The sequence below is a fragment of the Streptomyces sp. NPDC091376 genome (assembly GCF_044757085.1).
Classification (GTDB): Bacteria; Actinomycetota; Actinomycetes; order Streptomycetales; family Streptomycetaceae; genus Streptomyces; species Streptomyces pratisoli.
In genome coordinates, this window is record NZ_JBIVUF010000005.1 from 16,693 (window position 1) to 40,683 (window position 23,991).

A 23,991-nucleotide genomic window follows, 5' to 3' on the forward strand; every position below is an offset into this window, starting at 1 on the left:
GTGGAACGTCGTAACTTCCTGCGTGGAGCAGTCATCGGGACCTCGGCAGCGGCCTTCGGCGGCTCGCTGTGGCGGGGCGCTGCCCACGCCGATCCGGCCCAGCCGGGCACCGGGCCCTACGGACCGCTCGGCGCCGCGGACGCCAACGGCATCGAACTGCCCGGCGGGTTCACCAGCCGGGTGATCGCCCGCTCCGGGCAGAGCGTCCCCGGCACCTCGTACAGCTGGCACTCCGCCCCCGACGGCGGGGCCTGTTACGCCGACGGCACGGGCTGGATCTACGTGTCCAACTCGGAACTGCCCCTGATCGGCGGGGCGAGCGCGGTGAGGTTCAACTCCTCCGGTACGGTCACCGGCGCCTACCGCATCCTCAGCGGCACCAACTCCAACTGCGCGGGCGGCGCCACCCCGTGGCAGACGTGGCTGTCCTGCGAGGAGGTCGGCCGGGGCTACGTCCACGAGACGGACCCGTGGGGGGCCAAGGGCGCCGTCCGGCGATCCGCGATGGGCCGCTTCAAGCACGAGGCGGCCGCCTGCGACCCGCAGCGCCAGGTCGTCTACCTCACCGAGGACGAGACCGACGGCTGCTTCTACCGCTTCCGCCCCAACGCCTGGGGCGACCTGTCCGGCGGCACCCTCGAAGTGCTCGTCGGTGACACGGCCGCCACCTCGGGGCCGGTGAGCTGGGCCGTCGTTCCCGACCCGGACGGCTCGCCCACCACACGCAGCCAGGTGGCCGGTGCCAAGCGGTTCAACGGTGGCGAAGGCTGCCACTACGCCGACGGCATCTGCTACTTCACCACCAAGGGCGACAACCGCGTGTGGGCCTACGACGCCGCGGCATCGACCATCGCCCTCGTCTACGACGACTCACTGGTCCCGGACGGCGCCGCCCCGCTCACCGGCGTGGACAACGTCACCGTCGCCTCCGCCGGCGACATGTTCGTGGCCGAGGACGGCGGCAACATGGAGATGTGCATCATCACGGCCGCCGGCACGGTGTCCCCGTTCCTGCGGATCAACGGCCAGTCCGGCTCGGAGATCACCGGCCCCGCGTTCTCGCCCGACGGGGGCCGGCTGTACTTCTCCAGCCAGCGCGGCACCAGCGGCAACACCCTGGGCGGCGGCATCACCTACGAGGTCACCGGGCCGTTCCGCGGCTGACCCGGAGCAGGGGCCACGTTGGTGGACCTCGCACCACCGTGGCCCCGGCGACCGGGCCGTCCTCGCCCAGCATCGTCTCCGGTTCGGCGTGCCGGGCGCCCCCACGCCCCCGCCCCCGGAGCGGCGGAGGCACGATGCGAGGCAGGCATGGTGAGAACGGACCAGTATGCGGTGACCGCGGCCCACGCGGCCCCGGAGCGCCCCGCATAGCGTGACGTCCATGCCCATGCAGCCATGGTTCTCCGACGCCAAGCTCGGAATCTTCCTCCACTACGGCATCTACGCGGTCGACGGGGTACCCGAGTCCTGGTCCTTCTTCCGGGGCGACGTCCCGCACGACCGGTACATGAAGCAGCTCGACGGCTTCACCGCGTCGCGCTACGACCCCGGCGCGTGGGCGGACCTGTTCGCCCGCGCCGGGGCACGGTACGCCGTGCTGACCGCACGTCACCACGACGGCGTCGCCCTGTGGGACACCGCGCACGGCGAGCTGGACGTCGTACGGCGCACGCCGGCCGGCCGCGACCTCCTCGGCCCGTACGCCGCGGCCCTGCGGGAGCGGGGCCTCAAGGTCGGCCTGTACTACTCGCACTCGGACTGGAACCACCCGGACTACGCGAGCGTGGTCCACCCCGAGCCGCCCAACGAGGACGTGCGGACCAACCGTTTCGTGGTTCCGGCGGACGGCGTCGAGGACCCCGGGGCCTGGTCCCGCTTCCTCGCCTACCGCAAGGGGCAGGTCGCCGAACTCGTCGACCGTTTCCGCCCGGACCTGCTGTGGTTCGACGGGGAGTGGGAGCGCAGCGAGGAGCAGTGGCGGATGGGGGAGCTCGCACGGCAGATCCTCGCGGGCAACCCGCAGACCGTGCTCAACGCGCGCATGCTCAGCCACGGCGACTACGCCACTCCCGAGCAGGGCGTGCCGCTGCTGCCGCCGGACGGGCCGTGGGAGCTGTGCCTGACCGTCAACGACTCCTGGGGCTTCCAGCACCAGGACCACAACCACAAGTCGGTGCGGCAGCTGGTGCGCTACTTCACCGAGACGATCGGCGCGGGCGGCAATCTGCTCCTCGACGTCGGCCCGCGCGAGGACGGCACGATCCCGGCCGAGCAGGTCGAGCGGCTCGAAGGGCTCGGGGCCTGGATCGCCCGGCACGAGGAGGCCGTGTACGGCACGGTCGCCGGGCTGCCGGCCGGCCACCACTACGGTCCGAGCACCCTGTCCGCCGACCGCCGCACGCTGTATCTGGTCTGCTTCGACACCCCGCGCGAGTCGGTCTCCCTGCGCGGACTGCGCAACCGGGTGGGACGGGTACGGGTGGTGGGCACCGGCACGGAACTGGCGCACCGTGTCACCGGCGGGCTCGGTGACGTACCCGGTGTGCTGTGGATCGACGCTCCGCAAGCCGGTGACGTCGACGAACAGGCCACCGTGCTGGCCGTCGAACTCGACGGCGAGCTCGACCTCTACCGGGGCACCGGCCGCGACTGAGGACGGCACCGGCCTGGGTGCCGGGAAGCCGGCTGTCCGGTCCGGGGGCCGGGAGCCGGGAGCCGGGTGCCGGGGTCCGGATCAGCCGCCGGCGCGGATCGCGCGCGGGGACGCGCCGAGTTCGCGCCGGCACGCCTTGTTGAACGCCTGCAGGTCCGCCACGCCGACGGCCGCCGCGATCGCGGGAATGGACAGCGTCGACTCACACAGCAGATGCCGGGCCCGTTCCATCCTGCGGCGGCGGATGTAGCCCACGACCGTGCCGCCGGTCTCGGCACGGAACAGCCGGATGAGGTGGTTGTGCGACACCCTGGCCGCCCGGGCCACGTCGGTCACCGTGAGCCGCCCGGCGAGATTCGACTCGATGTACGCGATGGCCGCCGCGGCGGACGCGTGCGGCCGGGGAGCGCCCACGGCGGGCTCGGCCAGTTCCGCGACCCGCCACAGCGCGCCCCACACCTCGGCGTCCGCACGGCGAGGACGGCGCGGAGCGATGGCGATGGCGCCCTGCAGCAGTTCCGACAGCACCGGGGTCAGCGCCCCCGCGTCCTGCAGCACGGGAACCTCCCGCACCTCACCGGTGCCGGGCAGGTCCAGATGCACATACAGATGCTCGGATCTGCCGCGGTAGCGGTAGCGCACCACGGCCCCGGGCGGAACGAGACCGACGTGGCCCGGCCGGATCGTGTGGACGGCGCCGTCGACGGTGAGTTCGGCGGTGTACCGGTACAGATGCAGCTGCCACAGGCCGGGGAGCCGGAACACATCGACATCGCTCGCGGTCCCGTGCACCCCGACCCCGAGCGCCACCACCCTCGGCGGCTCGTCCAGCCGTACCGCCACGGCCCGCCCCGGCACCGTCCAATGACTCTCCGTCACGTGGAGAATCTACCAGTCCGGGGCCGGGGCGGGCCGTGCCGATGTGAGCCCTACGCCAGGGGCTCGATCCAGATGTTGCGGTACCGCACCTTGTTGCCGTGGTCCTGAAGCCGGATCGCCCCGGCCGTGGGCCCCTCGGGCGCGCCCGCGCCGGTCGGTCCGGTGACGGCGACGTCGTCGTGGACCTTCGTGCCGTTCCACACCACCGTGACGCGGGCGTCCTCGGCCTTGGCCCCGTCGCCGTCGAAGCGGGCCGCGCGGAAGTCGATGTCGTAGGTCTGCCAGGTCCCCGGCGCTCTGGCGGCGTTGACGTCCGCGGCCTTCTGTTTGTAGATCGCGGCCGCTTCGTCGTCGGCGGGGGTGACGTCGCCGTAGGAGTCCAGCACCTGGATCTCGTAGCGCTCCTGCAGGTACACCCCGCTGTTGGCGCGGTCCTGGCCCGTCACGTCCGGCGGAAGCTCCGGCAGCCAGAACTCGACGTGCAGTCTGAAGTCGCCGAAGGCCGCCTTGGTGCGGAGGTCACCGCAGCAGACCTCCATCCCGCCCGCGGTCAGCGGCCACTGTGCGGGGCGGCCGTCGCTCTGCTGCCAGCTCGCCCGGTCCGCTCCGTCGAACAGGACGACACGGCTGCCGTGCGGATGGACGGTGATGAGATCGAGGTTGACGTGTCCGGTGTCGCCGGCGTCGTATCTGTAGGTGATGGTGTTCGGCCCGGCACGCAGCGGCAGTTGCTCGGTCCTGGTCGACCAGGCGTGCCAGTCGCCGGTGCTCAGCAGACTCGTCTGCCCGGTCCTGCGGCCGTTGACGTACACGCTGAGGGTCTTGGTGCCGGTGAACGGATGCGGTCCGTTGGCGTAGCGCAGGCCGATGTCGTACGTCCCCTTCCTCCCGGCGACGACCTTGAAGGTGGTGGCCGCCCCCTCGGTCCCGTAGGCGTCGACGAAGCCGCTGCCCGAGTACCCGGGGTGGTCCGTGTCGGTGCCCGCGCCGCCGCTGAGCGTCGCCTCCTCCGCCTCGTGGAGCGTCGTCGGAGGCTGCTTGCCGAGCATGGAGTTCAGCGTGTACCAGGCCTCGGTGCTCCACAGCGTCTCACCGCCGACGGAGCTGAAGGGACGGGGCGAGCGCACGTGCACCACCCGCCCGGGCTTCAGGCCGACGATGTCGAGCGTGACCTTCTTGCGGTCGGCGGACAGGGTGGCCGCCCGCACGGCGAGCGTCTCCTCGTCCACCTTGGGGCCGCCGTAGGAGGGGGTCGGGACATAGCGCCACTGCTCGACCCGGTAGTGCGTGGCCAGTTCCTTCGCCGTCTCCTCGGAGAGCGGCTGGGTGTACTCCAGCTCGAAGCCGTTCGGCTTCGCGCGCATGGCCAGGATGTCGAAGGTGTTGGCGCCGTTGGGGGTCAGCTTCTGCAGGCCGTAGGTGAGCTTGCCCTCCTGGCCCCAGTTGCCGCCGGCGCCGAGGCCGCCCGCGTAGATCGCGCCGTCCGGACCCAGGCTGATCCGGTTGACGCCCGCTTCGAGGCCCTGGGTGTGCCGGAAGACCGCACCCTGGTACTCGCCCTTGACCTTCTCCAGGTAGGCGCGCTGCAGTCCGCCGTAGGTCACGTCGCCGAACACCATCTGCCCGGCGAAGGGGCCCTTGGTCAGCCGGAGCGGTGTGCTGGGCGAGTTGGCTATCTCGTTCTGCGGCAGCCAGAGCACCGGCTGGGTCACCGGCTCGGAGTCGAAGGGCCCGTCCGGATCGGTGTGGTGGTTGAAGAACCGGCCCTGCTTGATGTGCACCAGCTTGGAGGAGGGCAGCCAGCCACCCTGGTTGTCGGTCACGAAGATGTCGCCGTCGGGACCCCAGCCGATGCCGTTGGGCGTACGCAGACCGCCCGCGACGTACGACACCTTGCCGGTCTGCCGGTTCACCTTGATCGTGGTGCCGCGGTTCGGAGCGGGCTGCGGATCCGTCGTCGCGCCGCCGTAGTCGATCGCCACCGACAGATTCAGGTAGAAGTACCCGTCCCGGTAGAGCAGGCCGAAGGCGAACTCATGGAAGTTGCCGCCGAACGGCCAGGTGGCGACCGTCCTGCGGGTGTCGGTGACATCGTCCCCGTCGGTGTCCCTCAGCTCCGTCAGCTCGTGCTTCTGGGAGACGTAGATCGCCCCGTCGACGACCTTGACGCCCATCGGCTCCTTGAGCCCACTCGCCACCTTGTTGGCGGTCACCTTGTCCGGGCCGGTGGTCCCCGTGACATTGCTCAGGAGATGGACCTCGCCCGCCGTGTTGTCCGTACCGCCCCAGGTCGTCACGGCCAGTCGCCCGTCGGCGAGCCAGTCCATCGCGGTGATCTGCGGCTCGAAACCGCTCGGACGCAGCTCGGTCAGGGTGTAGTTCGGATGCACCGCGGTCAGGGGAAGACCGTCACCGGGGGAGTCGGTGCCGCCCTCGCACTCCTTGCGGCCGGGGGCCGTCACCCGTACGACTCCGGCGTCGGTGCTCAGCACGGAGTTCGGCACGACGGCGAAGTCGGCGGCGCCCGGCGGCTTCCAGGCCAGGGTGATCTGCTGGCCGCCGGTACGGTCGAAGTGATCGATGCGCAGCGAGTGATGACCTGCCGTCAGCTCGACGGTGCCGTCCTTGGGCTCCGCTCCGTGCAGGCCGTCGTGATCGATGACCCGCTTGCCGTCGATCAGCAGCCGTGAGCCGTCGTCGCTGGTCAGCCGGAAGGCGTAGGCGCCGTCCCGGGGGACGGTGATGTTGCCGCTCACCTGCGACACGAAGTGGTCGCCGACACCGAAGTCGGCGTCCGAACTCCAGTCGATCGTGGGCATCAGCCTGTCGACGTTCGGCGTCTGTCCCGGCTTGAGATCGCAGATCTCGCTCAACGGGGCCCGCACATCGAAGACGCGCAGAGTGACCCCGGGCTCCTGCGGAGGCAGGTCGTCGAAGGACGCGCGGGGCGCTTGAGCGGCGGCCGGCGAGGACAACACGCAGCCGGCGAGCAGCGAGGCGATGACGATGCCGCTCACGCGTCCGCGAAGCGTACGAAATCGGTGGAAGCCGCGAAGCCGGCGATACGGGCGTGGATTCATGCATCCTCCTGGTGCTCCCGGCGCGGGGGAGCACGTGACGGTGGTGGACGTGGACCACAGCGCGGGGCGATCGGTACGGACCGATCCGGAGGCCGCCGGACGAGCGCGTGCAGAAACCGACGCTCCGACGATTGCGACGCACACCCTAGGAGACTTTTTCCGGCGGTGTCCATACTTCGTCATCACCAAGTACAAAGTTCAGTGCGGTCGGACGGAAGGAAACGGGCTGGAGCGCCAACTACCCTCCTGATACAGGCAAGTCGACGCCCTGCGGCAGGGAGGGCGCCCCGCGCATCCCGAACCGATTCGGACGGTTCCGGTTCCGGGGTCCCGGGCATCTGGGGGGAATGACCGACTCCGCTCTGCATTCCGCGTCGCCGCCGCTCCCGTCCCCCGCCCGTTCCCGCCGCGCGCTGTTCGCCGGATCGGTCGGCAACTTCGTCGAGTGGTACGAGTTCGGCGTCTACGGCTACTTCGCCACCGTCATCGCCGCCAACTTCTTCACCCCCGAGGGCGGCAGCGACGTCGAGGCGCTCGTCAAGACGTACGCGTCGTTCGCGCTGGCGTTCTTCTTCCGCCCGATCGGAGCCGTGCTCTTCGGCCGGATCGGCGACCGCCTCGGCAGACGGCCCACCCTCATCCTGGTCATCGGGCTGATGACGCTCGCCACCACCCTCATCGGTCTGCTGCCCACCTACGCCACCGCAGGCGCGGCGGCGCCCTGGTTGCTGACCCTGCTGCGCGTGCTCCAAGGGCTGTCCGCGGGCGGTGAGTTCGCCGGCGCCGTGTCGCTCATGACGGAGTTCGCACCGCCGGGCCGGCGCGGGCTCTACGGCTCCTGGCAGTCCTTCACCGTCGCCCTCGGGCTGCTCGGCGGCGCCGGGGCGGCGGCACTGCTCGCGACGCTGCTCTCCGACGCCGCGCTCAACGACTGGGGCTGGCGAGTCCCGTTCCTGCTGACGCTGCCGCTCGGCCTGGTCGCGCTGTGGCTGCGGCTCCGGCTGGAGGAAACACCCAGCTTCCGCCGGGCCGAGGCGGAGGCCGCACCCGCTCCGCCGCCACGCCGGAAGGAACTCGCCGGCGCCATCGTGCTGGGCGCCGGGCGCATCATGGGCTGGGCGGCCGCCGGGTACACGTTCCTCGTCGTCCTGCCGTCGTATCTGCAGTCGACGCTGGGCGCGACGTTCCGGGAGGCACTGATCGCCACCGTTCTCGCGAACCTGGGCTTCGCCGCCTCGATCATCCCCGCCGGACTCCTCAGCGACCGGATCGGCCGGCGCGCCGTCATGCTCACCGGGGCCGTACTCGTCGTGCTGCTCGCGCTGCCGCTGCTGAACCTGCTCCAGGACACCGGCGCCTCCACCGCCGCCAAGGGCGGCGCGGTACTGGTCGCCGGGGCCGTCGTCGGACTGATCGCGGGGCCGGGGCCCGCCATGCTCGCCGAGATGTTCCCGACGAAGGTCCGCTGCACCGGCCTGGGCGTGGCCTACGCCCTCGCCAACGCGGTGTTCTCCGGCTGCGCCGGACTCGTTATCACCGAGCTCATCAAGCGCACCGGCAACGCCGACATCCCGGCCTACTACGCGGCGGGAGCCTGCGCCGTCAGCGTGTTCGCCCTGCTGACACTGCGCGGCGACGACCACCGCAGGCCGCTGCGATGAGGGTCGTCGGGCTGATGTCGGGTACGTCGTACGACGCGATCGACGCCGCGGCCGCCGATCTGGTCCTCGAGGACGGCACCCTGGTCCTCACCCCGCTCGGCATGGTCAGCGAGCCGTACTCCGACGAACTGCGGTCCGCGCTCGCCGGGGCGCTGCCGCCCGCGAGAACCACCCTGGCGGAGGTGTGCCGGCTGGACACGCTCATCGGGCGGGCCTTCGCGGACGTCGCCGTACGCGCCGACCGGGAACTCTGCCGGGGCCGGGCCGAGCTGATCGCCTCGCACGGCCAGACCGTCTTCCACTGGACCGAGAACGGCCGGGTGCACGGCACGCTGCAGCTCGGGCAGCCCGCGTGGATCGCCGAGGCATGCGGCCGCCCCGTCGTCTCCGACTTCAGGCCCCGGGACATCGCGGCGAACGGCCAGGGCGCACCGCTGGTGAGCCTGGTCGACCTGATGTGGCTGCGCGGCCGGCCGGGTGTGCCCGCCGCGCTGAACATCGGGGGCATCGCCAACCTCACCGTGCTGCCCGCCGGGGACGGCGATGCCGTCGCGTTCGACACCGGGCCCGGCAACGCGCTCATCGACGCCGCGGTCCACGAACTGACGGCGGGCCGGCTCGCCTACGACGCCGGCGGCGCGCTCGCGGCCGGCGGCCGCGTCCACGAGCCGCTGCTGCTGAGGCTGCTGGAGGAGCCGTACTACCGCATGCCCGCGCCCAGAACGACGGGCAAGGAACTCTTCCACCGCGACTACCTCCGGTCGGCGCTCGCGGGATTCGGCGGGCTCGCCGACCGGGACGTCGTCGCCACGCTCACCCGGTTGACGGCACGGACCGTCGCCGACGCGGCCCGGCCGCTCGGCGCGACCGAGCTGATCGCCTCGGGCGGCGGCACCAGGAACCCCGTACTGATGGAGATGCTGCGCGACGAACTGGCCGGCGTCCCGCTGCGGACGTCCGACGCGCTCGGTCTGCCCGCGGCCGCGAAGGAGGCGTACGCGTTCGCCGTCCTGGGCTGCCTCACCCTCCACGGTCTCCCGGGCAACGAGCCCTCCTGCACCGGGGCGCGGGGAGCGCGCGTGCTCGGCTCGATCACCCCGGGGCGCCAACCGCTCCGGCTTCCCCCGGTGCCGGCACGCGCCCCTCGCGCACTCGTCGTCGCGCCGGGCCCGGCCGTAGCGAACCCGGCGGCCGCGACGGACCACGGGAGCGCGTCCCGGCGGCCGGGCAGCCTCGGCGCCCGCCCTGCGGATCCGGCCGGGCGACCCGATCCGAGGGGGCGGCCCTAACGGCCGTGCGTTGCACTGGTCCCGGCCGCCGGGAGGATGCGAAGCTTTCGACTCAGACACTGCCGCCGCTCACCGACGGGTTGATGCCCCTATGAGACTTCGCCGACTGGTCGTCCTCAGGCATGCGAAGTCGGCCTGGCCGCCCGACGTGGACGACCGCGACCGGCCGCTGGCCGAGCGCGGACTGCGCGACGCGCCCGCGGCCGGACGCTGGCTCCGGGACGCCGACTGCGTCCCGGACCTCGTCCTGTGCTCTCCCGCCGTCCGGACCCGCCAGACCTGGGACCTCGTGGCCGAGCAGCTCCCGACCAGCCCTCCGGTCCGCCACGACCCCCGCCTCTACGGCGCCGACGCCGGCGAACTCCTCGCCGTCGTACGCGAAACGCCCGACACCGTGGCCACCTTGCTGCTGGTCGGCCACAACCCCGCCGTCCAGGACCTGGTGCTCCAGCTGACCGCGGAGGCCCTGGGCGACGCCCTCGACCGGACCCGGGAGAAGTTCCCGACCTCCGCCATCGCCGTCCTCACCCAGCAACGGTCGTGGCCGGAGGCCGCTGCGGGAGGCTCCCTGCTCACCGACGTCGCGGTGCCGCGCGGCGCGGGGACGTGACGACACCGCGGAAGCGCCGTTGCCGTACCGCTCGACTCCAGCACCGGTGGCACGTGAAGAGGGCGGGCGCCGAACGCGCCCGTGACCGTGCAAGGGTCTGCCGGCCCGCCCCGCATCCGCGGTCACGGTCGCTCGAACGCCTGCAGCACCCCGCCGAGCGCGAAGCACAGCGCGCCCAGCAGTGTTCCCCAGTTGGCGATGCCCGCGTTCACCAGGCTGCCGGTGGCGGGCAGGGTGAAGTCGGCCAGGGCCGAGACCATGAACAGCGCGGATCCGAGCTGGTTGACGGCCACGATCCACCAGCCGAGGTCGTGCACGCGGATGCGCGGACGGCCGTGGGACACCTCGACCAGGGCGAGATGCCCGGAGATGAGGAACAGCAGACAGCCGATCATGTCGGGGGCCCAGATGAGCCGGTTCGTCTGCTGCGTGGTGAGCCCGTGGAGGAACGAGTCCAGCAGGTTGACACCGAACACGAGCGTGCCGGCGAAGAGCACGAAGGTGCTGAGCCAGTCGATCCGGATCGGCTCGTAGCTCCACCATCGCCAGTGACCCGACCGCAGCGTGCTCGATGTGCTGCCCGGACGGGGCGCGTTGACCGTCTGGAGCAGTGAGGCGTAGCCGCCGGTGTTGAAGAACAGACCTCCGGCGAAGTAGACCGCGGCACTCGTCGTCGGGCTGTACGACCCGATGGCGAGGGCGGCGCCGAGTGCGAACAGCGAACCGCCGATCGTGAAGGCCGCGGCGGCCGTGGTGTTGAGCCTGCGCAGCCGGTCGAGCGTGGGGCTGTCCGCCGGCCGGGCGACGGCCGACGCGTCCTTGGTGGTCCGGACGGTGAGCGCGCCGCGTTTGCGGACGGCCCGCGACTCCCAGACCGCGATGCCGCCCTCGGCCAGGCGCCACGTCCGTCGTGTCGTGAACGGTCCCGCGCCTTCGGCGATCTCTTCGACGTGACCCACGCGGACCAGCGTACTGATCCCGGTGCCCGGAATGTTCCATGATGTGGGTAAGAGGCTGTGTCGCCGTCTTCGCCCCCAGGGATCGGATCTCTCCCTGCTCAAATGTCCAAGCGGACTTGGACGTTCTGCGCCCCTTCGGCGAGAAACATTGACCTGGGACACCAGCGCTGGATTGGATCGGCAGGCAGAGATCGCAGGATAGAGGTCCGATGACTGTGCCATGTAATCCCACTCCGACGGGAGTTGCAGTGCCGCGTAGACGATCCTCCTCCCGGCTTCTGGGCGCCGTCGCGGCGGCTCTGCTGATGCTGACCGGGCCGGTGCCGGCCGCCCGGGCGTCGGCCGAGACGGACGTCGCGCGCCCCGCCGCCCCGCCTGCCGCCGCCTCCACGGCCGCCGCGCCCCTCACCGTTCCGGCACTCACCGACTGGACCCCCAAGGAAGGCACGTACGCCTTCGGCCGGGGCGCCCGGCTGGTCGTCGACCCGCGCGACGGGGAAGCCCGTCGCGTCGCGACCACGCTCAGCGGCGACCTCCGCGCCGCCGGCCACGGCACCGTGCCGGTCGTGAACGGCGGCGCACGACCCGGTGACATCGTCATCGACGTCGAACCCGCGCGGAAGCGGAGCCTCGGCCGCGAAGGGTACGAGTTCACGGCGGGCCGCGAGGTCGCCATCACCGGCGCCACCGGCACCGGCGCCTTCTACGGCACCCGCACCCTGCTCCAACTCCTCGCCTCCGGCGACCGGATACCCGCCGGACGCACCGTGGACGTACCGCGGTACGCGGAGCGCGGCGTGGGAGTGTGCGCCTGCTACATCCACATCACGCCCGACTGGCTGGAGAACCTCGTACGCGACATGGCGTACAACAAGCTCAACCAGCTGCTCCTCGAACTCAAGGTGAAGAGCGACAAGCACCCCGAGGCCAACACCTGGGGCTACTACACCAAGGACGAGATCCGCAGGCTCGTCGCGCTCGGCGAGAAGTACCACGTCACGGTGATCCCCGAGATCAACTCCCCGGGGCACATGGACCCGTGGATCGAGAACCGCCCGGACCTCCAGCTCACCGACAGCGACGGCAAGCCCCAGCCGTCGCGGCTCGACGTGACCGCCCCCGAGGCGTTCGCGTACTACACCTCGCTGATCGACGAGTACGCCGAGGTCTTCCCCGCCGGCTCCTGGCACATGGGCGCCGACGAGTACATGCTCGGCTCGGACTTCGCCAAGTACCCGCACATCCTCGAATACGCACGGCAGAAGTACGGTCCGGACGCCACACCGCAGGACGCCTTCATCGACTTCGTCAACCGCGTCCACGACTACGCCGCCACCAAGGGCAAGCGCCTGCGCATCTGGAACGACGGACTGACCGGTGACCACACCGTGCCCGTCAGGGCCGGTACGACGGTGGAGCACTGGCTCAACGTGCGCACGAAGCCCAGCGAGCTCATCGCCCAGGGGTATCCGCTGCTCAACGCCTCGTACTCGCTCTACCTCGTCCGTGGCGGCTTCCACATGAACACCAGGTCGCTGTACGAGCAGCGGTGGGACCCCCGCAGCTTCGAGGGCGAGAAGGTCGCGAGCGGCGACGGCATCACCGGAGCGAAGATCAGCCTCTGGCCGGACAACGGCCGCGGCAACACCGAGAACGAGGTCGCCGCCGGCATGTACCTGCCGCTGCGCTACATCGCCCAGACGACCTGGGGAGTCCCCGGCCCCGACGCGACCTACGCCGGCTTCACCGCCCGCGCCCAGGCCGTCGGCCATGCGCCGGGGCACCGCGACTTGACCCGGCTGGCCGTCGCCGAGGGCACGTACACCCTCAGCGACAGCGAGGGCAGGACCGACCCCGCGGGGCGGGAGATCCGCCGCACCGCCGACGGCTACGCCACGCTCAGGTCCACGACCGGCGGCCTGTGCGCCGAGACGCGCAGCGGCAGGCTCACCCTGAACACCCCGCTGCAGCCCGGCACCCCGGTGACCGAGGAGACCTGCGACCCCGCGAACACCCTGCAGCGCTGGCAGCTCACCGCGGTCCCGGGCGGCTACACGCTCACCAACGCCATCACCCGGATGGCCGTTCACGTCACCGAGGACGGCCGCCTGCTCCAGTACCCGCCCGACCAGAAGCGGCCCGCCGTCTGGCGTCTCGCCCCGCACTGATCACGGAGGTCCTCCGCACATGGCCATCAGCAGACGCCTCTTCGTCGGCGCCGTCACCGCGTCGAGCACCTCGTACGCCCTCACGGCCGCGCACGCGACCCCCGCACCCACGGCGGCGCACGCGACCCCGGCGAACGCCGCCCAGGGGGCGGCGGCACCCGTGGAGCCGTACTACCGCATCCCCGTCAGCGCCGGGGACACCCCCGGGCAACTGGTCGCCAAGGCCGCCCGGGTCCGTCCCACCGAGCGGCAGATCGCGTGGCAGCGCCTGGAGCGGACCGCGTTCCTCCACTTCGGTGTCAACACCTTCACCGGACTCGAATGGGGGACCGGCGACGAGGACCCGGACGTCTTCCAGCCGGTCGGCCTGGACACCGACCAGTGGGCCAGGGCGCTGCGCGACGGCGGCTTCACGCTCGCCATCCTCACCGTCAAGCACCACGACGGCTTCGTGCTCTACCCCTCCCGCTACACCCGCCACAGCGTCGTCTCCAGCACCTGGGAGGACGGCCGCGGCGACGTACTGCGCTCCTTCGCCGACTCCATGCGGCGGCACGGCATCAAGGTCGGCGTCTACGTCTCCCCGGCCGACGAGAACCAGTACCTCCACGGTGTGTACGCCAACGGCAGCGCCCGCACCACCCACACCGTCCCCGCCCTCACCGACGGCGACGAGCGGGCGGGCAAGGACCTGCGCACCTTCGAGCTCGAGGCCACCGACTACGGCGCCCATATGCTCAACCAGCTCTACGAGGTGCTCACCGAGTACGGACCCGTCGACGAGGTGTGGTTCGACGGGGCCCAGGGCCGTATCCCGCCGGACAAGGTGGAACGCTACGACTGGGACAGCTGGTACGAGCTGATCCGCACCCTCGCGCCGGATGCCTCCATCGCCGTGTCGGGCCCCGACGTCCGCTGGGTCGGGAGCGAAGGGGGACTCGCGCGGGAGGACGAGTGGAGCGTCGTCCCGGTCAAGGAGAAGGACTACGGCCGCACCGACTACGCGCTCCACTACGAAGCCGCCGACCAGGGCAGCCGCGAGGCGCTGCTGGAGGCGCAGCCGATCGCCCAGTACGTGCAGTGGTGGCCCGCCGAATGCGATGTGTCCATCAGGCCCGGCTGGTTCTACCACGCCGACCAGCAGCCCAAGACGGTGGAGCAGCTGACGGACATCTGGTTCCGCTCCGTCGGCAGGAACTCCGTGCTCCTGCTGAACATCCCACCGGACCAGCAGGGAAGGCTGCCCGACGCGGACGTCACGGTCCTGCGCGAGTTCCGCGAGCGCACCGGGCGCGAGCTGCCCGAGGACCTGGCCGAGGGACGGCGGACCTGGGGTGACGGCAGCAGGACCGCCCGAGCCGTCGACGGCGACCCGGACACGGCGTGGACCGCTCCCGCGCCGTCCCGGGGGACGCTCACCGTCGACCTCGGCCGTGAGCGGGCCGTGGACCGGATACGCCTCGCGGAGGACGTACGGCACGGCCAGCAGGTCGAGTCGGCGGTCGTGGAGGCGCGCACCGCGGACGGCTGGGAACGGATCGCCGCCGTCGGCACCATCGGCGCGAGCCGGATCCTCGTGCTGCCCGCTCCGGTGACGGCCCGTCAGTGGCGGCTGCGGATCGACGGCTCCCGCAGCGCCGCCCGGATCGCCGCGTTCGAGCTCCACCGCTCGCGCGTCTGAGTGCCACCGTGGGTGCCGGCCGGCGATCGTGGCCGGCACCCACGGTGTGTCCGCGTCGCGGCCCGTCAGGGAGGTGGCCGGTCAGGGAGTGGCCCGCGGGCAGCCCGTGAACTCGACTCGACGAGTGGCGGCGGGTGGCGCCGGTACCCGGCGACACGCGGAATGCCGGGCGCCGTCCGGTACGGATCATCGTGGGAACGAAGGACCACACTGGACCCCGGCCGCCGGGCGGGCGGCCGGAACGGAGGGCGGCACGGCGATGAGCTCCCCACTGCCGGACAGGGGGCACGAACGGTCGCACGACCCCGGTCTGCGGAACCTGACCCGGATCACCCTGCGGCCGATCGCGTCGCCGATGCCGCTCGGCTTCTACACCGTGGCGATCGCCTCGACGATCACCGCCTGTCTCCAGCTCGGCGTGTTCGACCCGGGCGACCGCCGGGCGGTCGCGCTGACCATCGTGCCCGCCTTCTTGCTGCAACTCCTCGTGAGCGTCTTCGCGCTGGGCGCGAGGGACGTCATCGCCGCCACCGTGATGGCCAGCTTCGCCGGTCACTGGCTCGCCAACTCCCTCGTGCTGTCGGCGGCTCCACCGGGCGGGCCGGTCGTCCTCGGCGTGCTCAATCTGGTCTTCGCCGTCTTCGCCGTTCTCATGGTCACGGTCATGGGCCGCCGCCGGGCCGTGTGGCTGGTCCTGGTCGTCGCGACACCCTGGTTCGCCTTCTCGGGCGCGTACGGAATCGTCCAGGCCGCATGGCTCGGTCGGGTGGCCGGCTCGATCGGTCTGGTGCTCGCGGTCGTCGCGATGTACACGGCGTACGCGCTCATGCTGGAGGAACTGCGCGGCAAGGAGATCCTCCCCGTCGGACGGCACGGGCAGGCCCACACGGCCGTCGAGGGCGACCTCGCGGACCAGTTGCGCGACCTGGAGCGCCAGGCGGGAGTGCGCCGCACGCTCTGACGCGGAAAGCCGCGACGGAGTGCCGGACTTCCGGCCGGACGGCCGTTCGCGCGAGCGTTAGGAAAGTTTCCTAACCAACCTCTTGACGGTGCGTCGGCTCGTTCACGAAGCTGTGGTGCCATCGCCCCTCACGGTCTCCGTCCCCCCTCCGTCCCCCTCATCGGGAGGCCCCTGTGCGTTTCCGTTCCCGTCTGCTCGGCGCGGCAGGCGCGGCACTGACGGCAGCCGCCGCGGTGCTCGTCGCACCCGGCTCCGCCCAGGCCGCCAATCTGCTGCTCAATCCCGGTTTCGAGACCGGCTCGCTGTCCGGCTGGTCGTGCACCGGCGGGCTGGGCTCCGTGGTCGGCTCGCCCGTGCACGCCGGTACCAAGGCGCTGGCCGGCGCCGCCGGTTCGAGCGACAACGCCCGATGCACCCAGACCGTGTCCGTCCAGCCGAACACCGCGTACACCCTCTCCGGCTGGGTGCGCGGCAACTACGTCTACCTCGGTGTCACCGGCGGACCATCCGTCTGGACGCCGTCGGCGGCCGCGTACACGAAGCTCAGCGTGTCCTTCACGACCGGCTCCACGCAGACCAGCGCCGAGATCCACCTCAACGGCTGGTACGGGCAAGGCACCTATTACGCCGACGACATCTCCCTGGACGGGCCCGGTGGCCCGGTCGGCGACACCCAGCCGCCGTCCGTTCCCGCGAACCCCCGCTCCACGGCGAAGACCGCCGGCAGCGTGAGCCTCGCCTGGGACGCCGCCACCGACAACACCGCCGTCACCGGCTACGACGTCTACCGGGGTTCGTCCCTGGCGGCCACCGTGTCCGGTACGAGTGCCACCGTCGGCGGCCTGGCCGCCTCCACCGCCTACACGTTCACGGTCCGGGCCCGCGACGCCGCGGGCAACACCAGCGGGGCGTCCGCCCCGGTGAACGTCACGACCGACGCCGGCCCGGTCACACCCGGCGTCAACGTGCCCTTCGGGAGTCACTCGTTCCCGTACGCCGTGGGCACCATCAAGGTCTCCGGAAACCAGGCGGCCAACGACTCCAAGGTCGTGGCGTACTACCAGCAGTGGAAGAACGCCTTCCTCAGATCGAACTGCGGCAACGGCTGGTCGGCCATCGCCTCGCCCGACGCCGACCACCCCTATGTCGCCGAGGGCCAGGGCTACGGTCTGACCATCCTGGCCACGATGGCGGGCGCCGACCCGGACGCACGCACCTCGTTCGACCGCGTGCTGAAGTACGTCCTCGACCACCCCTCGGCCATCGACCCCGATCTGCACGCCGCCGAACAGAACAGCAGCTGCCAGAGCGTCAACGGCGGTGACTCCGCCACCGACGGCGACCTGGAGATCGCCTACGCGCTGCTGCTCGCCGACAAGCAGTGGGGCAGCACCACGGGCACCTACGACTACAAGGCGCTCGCGGTGAAGCGCATCAACGCCATCAAGCGCAGCGAGATCGTCTCCGCCACCGGCCTGACCAACCTGGGCGACTGGTCCTCCGGCGGCTACGACGCCATCAGCCGCACCTCCGACTGGCTGCCCGGGCACTTCCGCGCCTTCAGAAAGGCCACCGGAGACGCCTCCTGGGACACCGTCCGGGACAAGCACCAGACCCTCATCGCCCATCTCCAGTCCCAGTACGCCCCGTCCACCGGCCTGCTCCCGGACTTCGTGGAGAACACCACCACCAGCCCCAGGCCCCCGGCCGGCCAGGTGCTGGAATCACCGCTCGACGGCACCTACAACTGGAACGCCTGCCGCGACCCGTGGCGCATCGGTGTGGACGCGCTGACGAGCGGTGACAGCCGTTCGCTCGCCGCCGTCCGCAAGATGAACACGTGGATCAAGCAGTCGACCGGCGGCAACCCCGACAACATCCGGCAGGGCTACCGGCTCGACGGCACCGTCACCACGTCCGGCTCCTCCGTCGCCTTCATCGCTCCCTTCGCCGTGGCCGCCGCCACCGACGCGGGCAGCCAGGCGTGGCTGGACGCCCTGTGGAACAAGCTCAACGCGACCCCGCTCGACGCGGGCAGCTACTACGGCTCCAGCATCCAGCTCCAGGTGATGATCGCCGTCACCGGCAACCACTGGCTCGCCTGACCGGCGGGCAAGGACCGCCCGGGCCCCGTGGTCGCCCGGCTCCCGCCGTACGGCGGGAGCCGGGCTTCCGGCCGTCAGGAGCGGAACGGGTTGCGCAGATACGTCAGGTCCAGTTCACCGGTGTCGTCGAAGTACGTGGACACCAGCAGCGCCGGATCGGTGACGATCGCCCCCGCCTGGAGCGCGCTGCCGTCGTTGCCGTCGTCCCAGGCCCACGGCGCGTGCGCCGCGTCGTCCTTGCCGTTGTCGCCGCGGAACGTGCCCCAGGACGCGTAGGTCTCGGCGTTGCTCCGCCGTTCCCACAGGCTGCCGGCGCCGGCCAGGTCGACGAGCCCGTACGTCGCGTTGCGGTCGTTGCCGCCCGCCGGTACGGCGCCCGCGCCGCGGCTCGGGCGGTAGACGATGCCGTCGCCGCCCGGGAACTGGGCCCCGTCCCAGGCGTAGGCCCCGTGACCGCGGGCCTCCTGGAAGCTCGTCGGGTGCTCGCTCCCGTCGAAGCTCTGCATCACCAGGGTGGCGTCGATGTTCTCCTGGCCGTCGGTGAAGGGGCTGCCCGGCGGCGTGTAGGAGTAGAAGTTGTCGTGGGCGAGCGTGACGACGGCCTCCAGCTTGCCGTACTCGCTGCCGTCCTTGCGCACGACCTCCAACTGCCCCTCCATGTCGTTCTCGTGCGAGAACACGTTCAGCGGGGAGTCCTTCCAGTCCCGGGGGTGGAAGAAGGCGTACGTCAGGTACCAGTGGGTGCTGGTCTCGGACACCGCGTAGTAGACCGTGCCCTTGAGCCCGCCGGCCTGGGCATCGAGGTTGTCCCAGTTGTCGAGCGCGTTCCAGTTGCCGTCATAGTCGACGGGGGCGAGATAGTCCGCCCGGTAGTTCGACGATGAGCTGTCCTGGTAGTGAACGGGCGCCCAGCGGTAGGCGAGTTCGGGATCGCCGGGCGCGGCGTGTGCGGGCGCCGGTGCGAGGAGCACAGCGGCGAGGGCGGCAGCGGACACCGTCGTGAGAGCGGTTCTCCAGCGTGACATGGACACCTCCGGGATGCGGGGACGATCCGTATCCTGGAGGGCGGTTCGCCGAGGCGGCACCGGACGTGGTGAGTGTTCACCCACGCCCCTCCCGCCACGGACCCACCGGTCGTCGCCAGTTCACCCGAGCGGCCGAACTCGCGCGGTGCGTGGGCGGCGAACACCGCACCGGCCTCTACGGTGTGCCATCGGAAGGTGCGGGTGGTGCGTGGTGGCTTCGGGGCGGCAGGACGCGAGAACGACTCAGGACATGGCGGTCACCGCTGCCCGCGCGGGTGACATCGCCGCCGCACGGCTCAAGGAACGCATCTACGCGACCATCACCCTGACCGCCGTCGTCGTGGCCCTCTCCGAGACGGACCATCCCGAGCACCTCGAATCGGCACTCACCGTCGCGGTGACGGCGCTCGGGGTCTGGCTGGCCACGCTGGTCGCCGACGAGCAGTCCCACCGGGCGCTGACCCGGCGCAGCGCGACCTGGGCGGAGATCCGCACGGCCCTGCACGTCTCCAGCCCGCTGCTCCTCACGGCTGTGGGACCGCTGGTGCTGATCGGTGTCTCGGCGCTCGGCGCCCTGGAACTGGAGACCGCACTGCTGATCAGTGCCGGGGTGGAAGTGGCCACCCTGTTCCTGTGGGGCTGGCGGACCGGACTGCGCATGGGCAACGGTCCGCTGAGCGCCCTGATCTCGGGCCTGGTCGACACCGTGATCGGCGTCGGGGTCGTGGCCGTGAAGATCCTGGCAGGCCATTGAGTGTCATATGCGTTGAATCCGGGCGTGGGTACCTGCCGCGGCCCCCTCACCAGCGAGGAAGGTCACAGCCGTCGCCTCTGCTGCTCATCCGTACGACTGGCCTAGCATCCGAGCATGACGGTTCTGCCTGATGACGGGCTTACGCTCGCCGCCGAGTTCCCTGACGCCACCCATGAGCAGTGGCAGCGCCTTGTCGAGGGTGTGCTGCGCAAATCGGGCAAGGACGTGTCGGGTGCGGCGGCCGAAGAGGCGCTGGCGACAGCACTGGACGACGGGCTCGTGGCGAGCCCCCTCTACACCGCGCGGGACTCCGCCCCCGACGCCGGATATCCGGGCTTCGCCCCGTATGTACGCGGCAGCCGGCCCGTCGGCGGCTGGGACGTACGCCAGCGGCACGAGCGACCGGAACCCGCCCGCACCAACGAGGCCCTGCTCGCGGACCTGGAGAACGGTGTCACCTCGGTGTGGCTCGCGGTGGGCGGGACCGGGATCCCGGTGACGGGCCTCGCCCAGGCCCTGGACGGCGTCTACCTCGACCTGGCACCCGTCGTGCTCGACGCGGGTGAGGAGACCGGAGCCGCCGCCCGCGAACTGCTGCGCCTCTACGACGAACGCGGCGTCTCCCGTGACGCCGCGCGCGGCAACCTCGGCGCGGACCCCCTGGGACTCGCCGCCCGTACCGGTCGACCCGCCGACACGGCCACCGCCGTCGAGCTGGCCGGACTGTGCCACGAGGAGTACCCGGGACTGCGCGCGCTGACCGTGGACGCGCTGCCGTACCACGAGGCCGGAGCCTCCGCCGCCCAGGAACTGGGCGTCTCGCTCGCGACCGGAGTCGCTTGTCTGCGCACCCTGACCGCGGCAGGACTCACGGTCGAGGCCGCCTGCCGGCAGCTGGAGTTCCGGTACGCGGCGACCGCCGACCAGTTCCTCACCGTCGCCAAACTGCGGGCGGCGCGCCGGCTGTGGGCCCGGGTCGCCGAGGTGTCCGGTGCCGGCGCCGGGGACGCCGGAGCGCAGCGCCAGCACGCCGTGACCTCGTCGGTGATGATGACCCGGCGCGACCCGTACGTGAACATGCTGCGCACCACGATCGCCTGCCTCGGCGCGGGCGTCGGCGGGGCCGACGCCGTGACCGTGCTGCCCTTCGACCACGAACTGGGCCTCCCGGACGCCTTCGCCCGCCGCATCGCGCGCAACACCTCCTCGATCCTGCTGGAGGAGTCGCATCTGGGCCGGGTCGCCGACCCCGCCGGCGGCTCCTGGTACGTGGAGCGGCTGACCGACGAACTCGCCCACTCCGCCTGGGCGTTCTTCCAGGAACTGGAGCGAGCGGGCGGCCAGGAGCAGGCACTGCGCTCCGGACTGGTCGGTGACCGGCTCGCCGCCACCTGGCAGGAGCGCAAGCGAAGGCTCGCGGGGCGCCGTGAACCCGTCACCGGCGTCAGCGAGTTCCCCCATCTGGCCGAGAAGCCCGTCGAGCGTGAGCCCGCCCCCGAGGCGCCGCGGCACGACGGCGGACTGCCGCGCGTCCGCCGCGACGAGGACTACGAGGCGCTGCGTGCCCGCTCCGACGCGCACCTGGCCGCCACCGGCGCCCGTCCGCGTGTCTTCCTCGCCGCCCTCGGCCCCGTCTCGGCCCACACGGCACGCGTCGCGTTCGCCTCGAACCTCTTCCAGGCGGGCGGGGTCGAGCCGGTGCACGACCCGGTCACCGTGGACGCGGTCACCGCGGCCGACGCCTTCGCCCGCAGCGGCGCGACCGTCGCCTGCCTCTGCTCCAGCGACGCGCTGTACGAGGAGCACGCCGAGGAGGTCGCCAAGGCCCTCAGGGCGGCCGGTGCCCAGCAGGTCTTCCTCGCCGGCAGGCCCGGCGAGCACCCCGGCGTCGACACCTACGTCTTCGCGGGCTGCGACGCCGTGAGCGTCCTGTCCTCCGTCCTCGACCGCATGGGAGTGGCCCCGTGACGCAGATCCCCGACTTCTCCGAGGTCGCACTCGGCACGGGCGGCGAGCCCGCCGGGGCGACGGAGGAGCAGTGGCGCGCCGCCGTGAAGGAGTCGACCGGAAGCAGCGTCGACGACCTGCTGTGGGAGACCCCGGAAGGCATCGGCGTCAAACCCCTCTACACCGGCCGTGACACGGAGGGCCTCGACTTCCTCGGCACCTACCCGGGTGTGGCCCCGTATCTGCGCGGCCCCTACCCGACGATGTACGTCAACCAGCCGTGGACGATCCGCCAGTACGCGGGCTTCTCCACCGCCGAGGAGTCCAACGCCTTCTACCGGCGCAACCTCGCCGCCGGACAGAAGGGCCTGTCGGTCGCCTTCGACCTGCCCACCCACCGCGGCTACGACAGCGACCACCCGCGCGTCACCGGCGACGTCGGCATGGCGGGCGTCGCCATCGACTCCATCTACGACATGCGGCAGCTCTTCGACGGCATCCCGCTGGACCGGATGACCGTGTCGATGACGATGAACGGCGCCGTGCTGCCCGTGCTCGCGCTGTACATCGTGGCGGCGGAGGAACAGGGCGTACCGCCGGAGAAGCTGGCCGGGACCATCCAGAACGACATCCTCAAGGAGTTCATGGTCCGCAACACCTACATCTATCCGCCGAGCCCCTCGATGCGGATCATCTCCGACATCTTCGCCTTCACCTCGCAGAAGATGCCGCGCTACAACTCCATCTCCATCTCCGGCTACCACATCCAGGAGGCCGGTGCGACGGCCGACCTGGAGCTGGCGTACACGCTCGCCGACGGTGTGGAGTACCTGCGGGCCGGGCGGGACGCGGGCCTGGACGTGGACGCCTTCGCGCCCCGGCTGTCGTTCTTCTGGGCGATCGGCATGAACTTCTTCATGGAGATCGCCAAGATGCGTGCGGCCCGGCTGCTGTGGGCCAAGCTGGTCCGGCAGTTCGACCCGAAGAACGCCAAGTCGCTGTCGCTGCGCACCCATTCGCAGACCTCCGGCTGGTCGCTCACCGCGCAGGACGTCTTCAACAACGTCACACGCACCTGCGTGGAGGCGATGGCCGCGACCCAGGGCCACACCCAGTCGCTGCACACCAACGCCCTCGACGAGGCGCTCGCCCTGCCGACGGACTTCTCCGCGCGCATCGCCCGCAACACCCAGCTCCTGCTCCAGCAGGAGTCGGGCACCTGCCGGGTCATCGACCCGTGGGGCGGCAGCGCGTACGTCGAGAAGCTCACGTACGACCTCGCCCGCAAGGCGTGGCAGCACATCCAGGAGGTCGAGGCGGCCGGCGGCATGGCCCAGGCCATCGACGCCGGCATCCCCAAGCTGCGCGTGGAGGAGGCCGCCGCCCGCACCCAGGCCCGTATCGACTCCGGACGGCAGCCCGTCATCGGCGTCAACAAGTACCGGGTCGCCAGCGACGAGCAGATCGACGTCCTCAAGGTCGACAACTCCTCGGTGCGCGCCCAGCAGATCGCGAAGCTGCGCAGGCTGCGCGAGGAACGCGACGAGAACGCCTGCCAGGACGCACTGCGCGCGCTGACCGCGGGCGCGGAGGGAACGGGCAACCTGCTGGAGCTCGCGGTGAACGCGGCCCGGGCCAAGGCCACCGTCGGCGAGATCTCGGACGCCCTGGAGAAGGTGTACGGCCGGCACGCGAGCCAGATCCGTACGATCTCCGGCGTGTACCGCAACGAGGCAGGGGAGTCGCCGTCCGTGGAACGCACCAGGGGCCTGGTGGAGCGCTTCGAGGAGGCCGAGGGCCGCCGTCCGCGCATCCTCGTCGCCAAGATGGGCCAGGACGGTCACGACCGCGGCCAGAAGGTCATCGCCACCGCCTTCGCCGACCTCGGCTTCGACGTGGACGTCGGCCCGCTGTTCCAGACGCCGGCCGAGGTGGCCCGGCAGGCGGTGGAGGCGGACGTGCACGTCGTCGGCGTCTCCTCGCTCGCGGCAGGCCATCTGACCCTCGTCCCGGCGCTGCGCGAGCAGCTCGCGGAGGAGGGCCGCGACGACATCATGATCGTCGTGGGCGGGGTGATCCCGCCTCAGGACGTGCCCACCCTGCTGGAGATGGGCGCCGCGGCGGTCTTCCCGCCCGGCACCGTCATCCCCGACGCCGCCCACGACCTGGTCGAGCGCCTCGCCGCGGCGCTGGGCCACGACGGGCTGTAGCCGCGG

General features: G+C 71.5%; 16 protein-coding genes. 12 read left to right on the plus strand and 4 right to left on the minus strand.

Annotated elements, in window-relative coordinates; all coding sequences use genetic code 11:
- The gene (locus tag ACIQMR_RS12345; protein WP_401385354.1) at positions 1-1,164 is read left to right on the plus strand and encodes an alkaline phosphatase PhoX; all 1,164 of its coding nucleotides are present in this window, start codon (positions 1-3) and stop codon (positions 1,162-1,164) included.
- A gap of 220 nt (positions 1,165-1,384) precedes the next feature.
- Positions 1,385-2,656: an alpha-L-fucosidase gene (locus ACIQMR_RS12350; RefSeq protein WP_401385355.1), complete on the plus strand. Its 1,272-nt coding sequence runs from the start codon at positions 1,385-1,387 to the stop codon at positions 2,654-2,656.
- A gap of 81 nt (positions 2,657-2,737) precedes the next feature.
- Here ACIQMR_RS12350 and ACIQMR_RS12355 read toward each other — a convergent pair whose 3' ends face one another.
- Both ACIQMR_RS12355 and ACIQMR_RS12360 read right to left on the minus strand, forming a co-directional pair.
- Entirely contained in the window at positions 2,738-3,535 is a 798-nt protein-coding gene (locus ACIQMR_RS12355) for a helix-turn-helix transcriptional regulator (RefSeq protein ID WP_401385356.1), read from the minus strand.
- A gap of 50 nt (positions 3,536-3,585) precedes the next feature.
- On the minus strand, positions 3,586-6,615 hold the full coding sequence (locus tag ACIQMR_RS12360; protein ID WP_401385357.1) for a family 16 glycoside hydrolase: 3,030 nt from the start codon (positions 6,613-6,615) through the stop codon (positions 3,586-3,588).
- A 347-nt stretch (positions 6,616-6,962) separates the two neighbouring features.
- On the opposite strand from ACIQMR_RS12360, the gene ACIQMR_RS12365 reads away from it, so the two are divergent.
- The 3 genes from ACIQMR_RS12365 to ACIQMR_RS12375 all read left to right on the plus strand — a co-directional run bounded on the left by ACIQMR_RS12365 (position 6,963) and on the right by ACIQMR_RS12375 (position 10,175).
- Positions 6,963-8,276, plus strand: a complete 1,314-nt coding sequence (locus ACIQMR_RS12365; RefSeq protein WP_401385358.1) for an MFS transporter — start codon at positions 6,963-6,965, stop codon at positions 8,274-8,276.
- Positions 8,273-9,565, plus strand: a complete 1,293-nt coding sequence (locus tag ACIQMR_RS12370; protein ID WP_401385359.1) for an anhydro-N-acetylmuramic acid kinase — start codon at positions 8,273-8,275, stop codon at positions 9,563-9,565. Before ACIQMR_RS12365 ends, ACIQMR_RS12370 begins: the two co-directional genes overlap by 4 nt.
- Before the next feature lie 91 nt (positions 9,566-9,656).
- Positions 9,657-10,175: a SixA phosphatase family protein gene (locus ACIQMR_RS12375; RefSeq protein WP_401385360.1), complete on the plus strand. Its 519-nt coding sequence runs from the start codon at positions 9,657-9,659 to the stop codon at positions 10,173-10,175.
- Positions 10,176-10,297: 122 nt separating this feature from the next.
- On the opposite strand, the gene ACIQMR_RS12380 is transcribed toward ACIQMR_RS12375, so the two are convergent.
- Positions 10,298-11,134 carry a hypothetical protein gene (locus ACIQMR_RS12380; protein WP_401385361.1) on the minus strand — a complete coding sequence of 279 codons (837 nt, stop codon included), beginning with the start codon at positions 11,132-11,134 and terminating at the stop codon, positions 10,298-10,300.
- Between the two features lie 305 nt (positions 11,135-11,439).
- Between ACIQMR_RS12380 and ACIQMR_RS12385 the strand changes: the two genes are divergently transcribed.
- From ACIQMR_RS12385 to ACIQMR_RS12400, 4 genes are all read left to right on the plus strand, one after another.
- Positions 11,440-13,302, plus strand: coding sequence for a family 20 glycosylhydrolase (locus ACIQMR_RS12385; protein WP_401385727.1), 1,863 nt, complete (start codon positions 11,440-11,442; stop codon positions 13,300-13,302).
- Between the two features lie 19 nt (positions 13,303-13,321).
- Complete coding sequence (locus tag ACIQMR_RS12390) at positions 13,322-14,983, plus strand: alpha-L-fucosidase (RefSeq protein WP_401385362.1); 1,662 nt, start codon at positions 13,322-13,324, stop codon at positions 14,981-14,983.
- Positions 14,984-15,242: 259 nt separating this feature from the next.
- The gene (locus tag ACIQMR_RS12395; protein ID WP_401385363.1) at positions 15,243-15,944 is read left to right on the plus strand and encodes a hypothetical protein; all 702 of its coding nucleotides are present in this window, start codon (positions 15,243-15,245) and stop codon (positions 15,942-15,944) included.
- Positions 15,945-16,117: 173 nt separating this feature from the next.
- Entirely contained in the window at positions 16,118-18,049 is a 1,932-nt protein-coding gene (locus tag ACIQMR_RS12400) for a glycosyl hydrolase family 8 (RefSeq protein ID WP_401385364.1), read from the plus strand.
- 74 nt (positions 18,050-18,123) lie between these two features.
- Here the strand turns inward: ACIQMR_RS12400 and ACIQMR_RS12405 are convergent, their stop codons facing one another.
- Positions 18,124-19,074, minus strand: a complete 951-nt coding sequence (locus tag ACIQMR_RS12405) for a hypothetical protein (protein ID WP_401385365.1) — start codon at positions 19,072-19,074, stop codon at positions 18,124-18,126.
- A 250-nt stretch (positions 19,075-19,324) separates the two neighbouring features.
- Here ACIQMR_RS12405 and ACIQMR_RS12410 point away from each other — a divergent pair, with 250 nt between their 5' ends.
- The 3 genes from ACIQMR_RS12410 (at position 19,325) to scpA (ending at position 23,985) form a co-directional block, all read left to right on the plus strand.
- Entirely contained in the window at positions 19,325-19,828 is a 504-nt protein-coding gene (locus ACIQMR_RS12410; RefSeq protein ID WP_401385366.1) for a hypothetical protein, read from the plus strand.
- A gap of 114 nt (positions 19,829-19,942) precedes the next feature.
- Positions 19,943-21,796: a methylmalonyl-CoA mutase family protein gene (locus ACIQMR_RS12415; RefSeq protein ID WP_401385367.1), complete on the plus strand. Its 1,854-nt coding sequence runs from the start codon at positions 19,943-19,945 to the stop codon at positions 21,794-21,796.
- Positions 21,793-23,985 (plus strand): methylmalonyl-CoA mutase, encoded by a 2,193-nt coding sequence (gene scpA / locus ACIQMR_RS12420; RefSeq protein WP_401385368.1) that lies wholly within the window; start codon positions 21,793-21,795, stop codon positions 23,983-23,985. The genes ACIQMR_RS12415 and scpA overlap by 4 nt, the downstream gene beginning before the upstream one ends.
- Positions 23,986-23,991 lie beyond the last annotated feature (6 nt).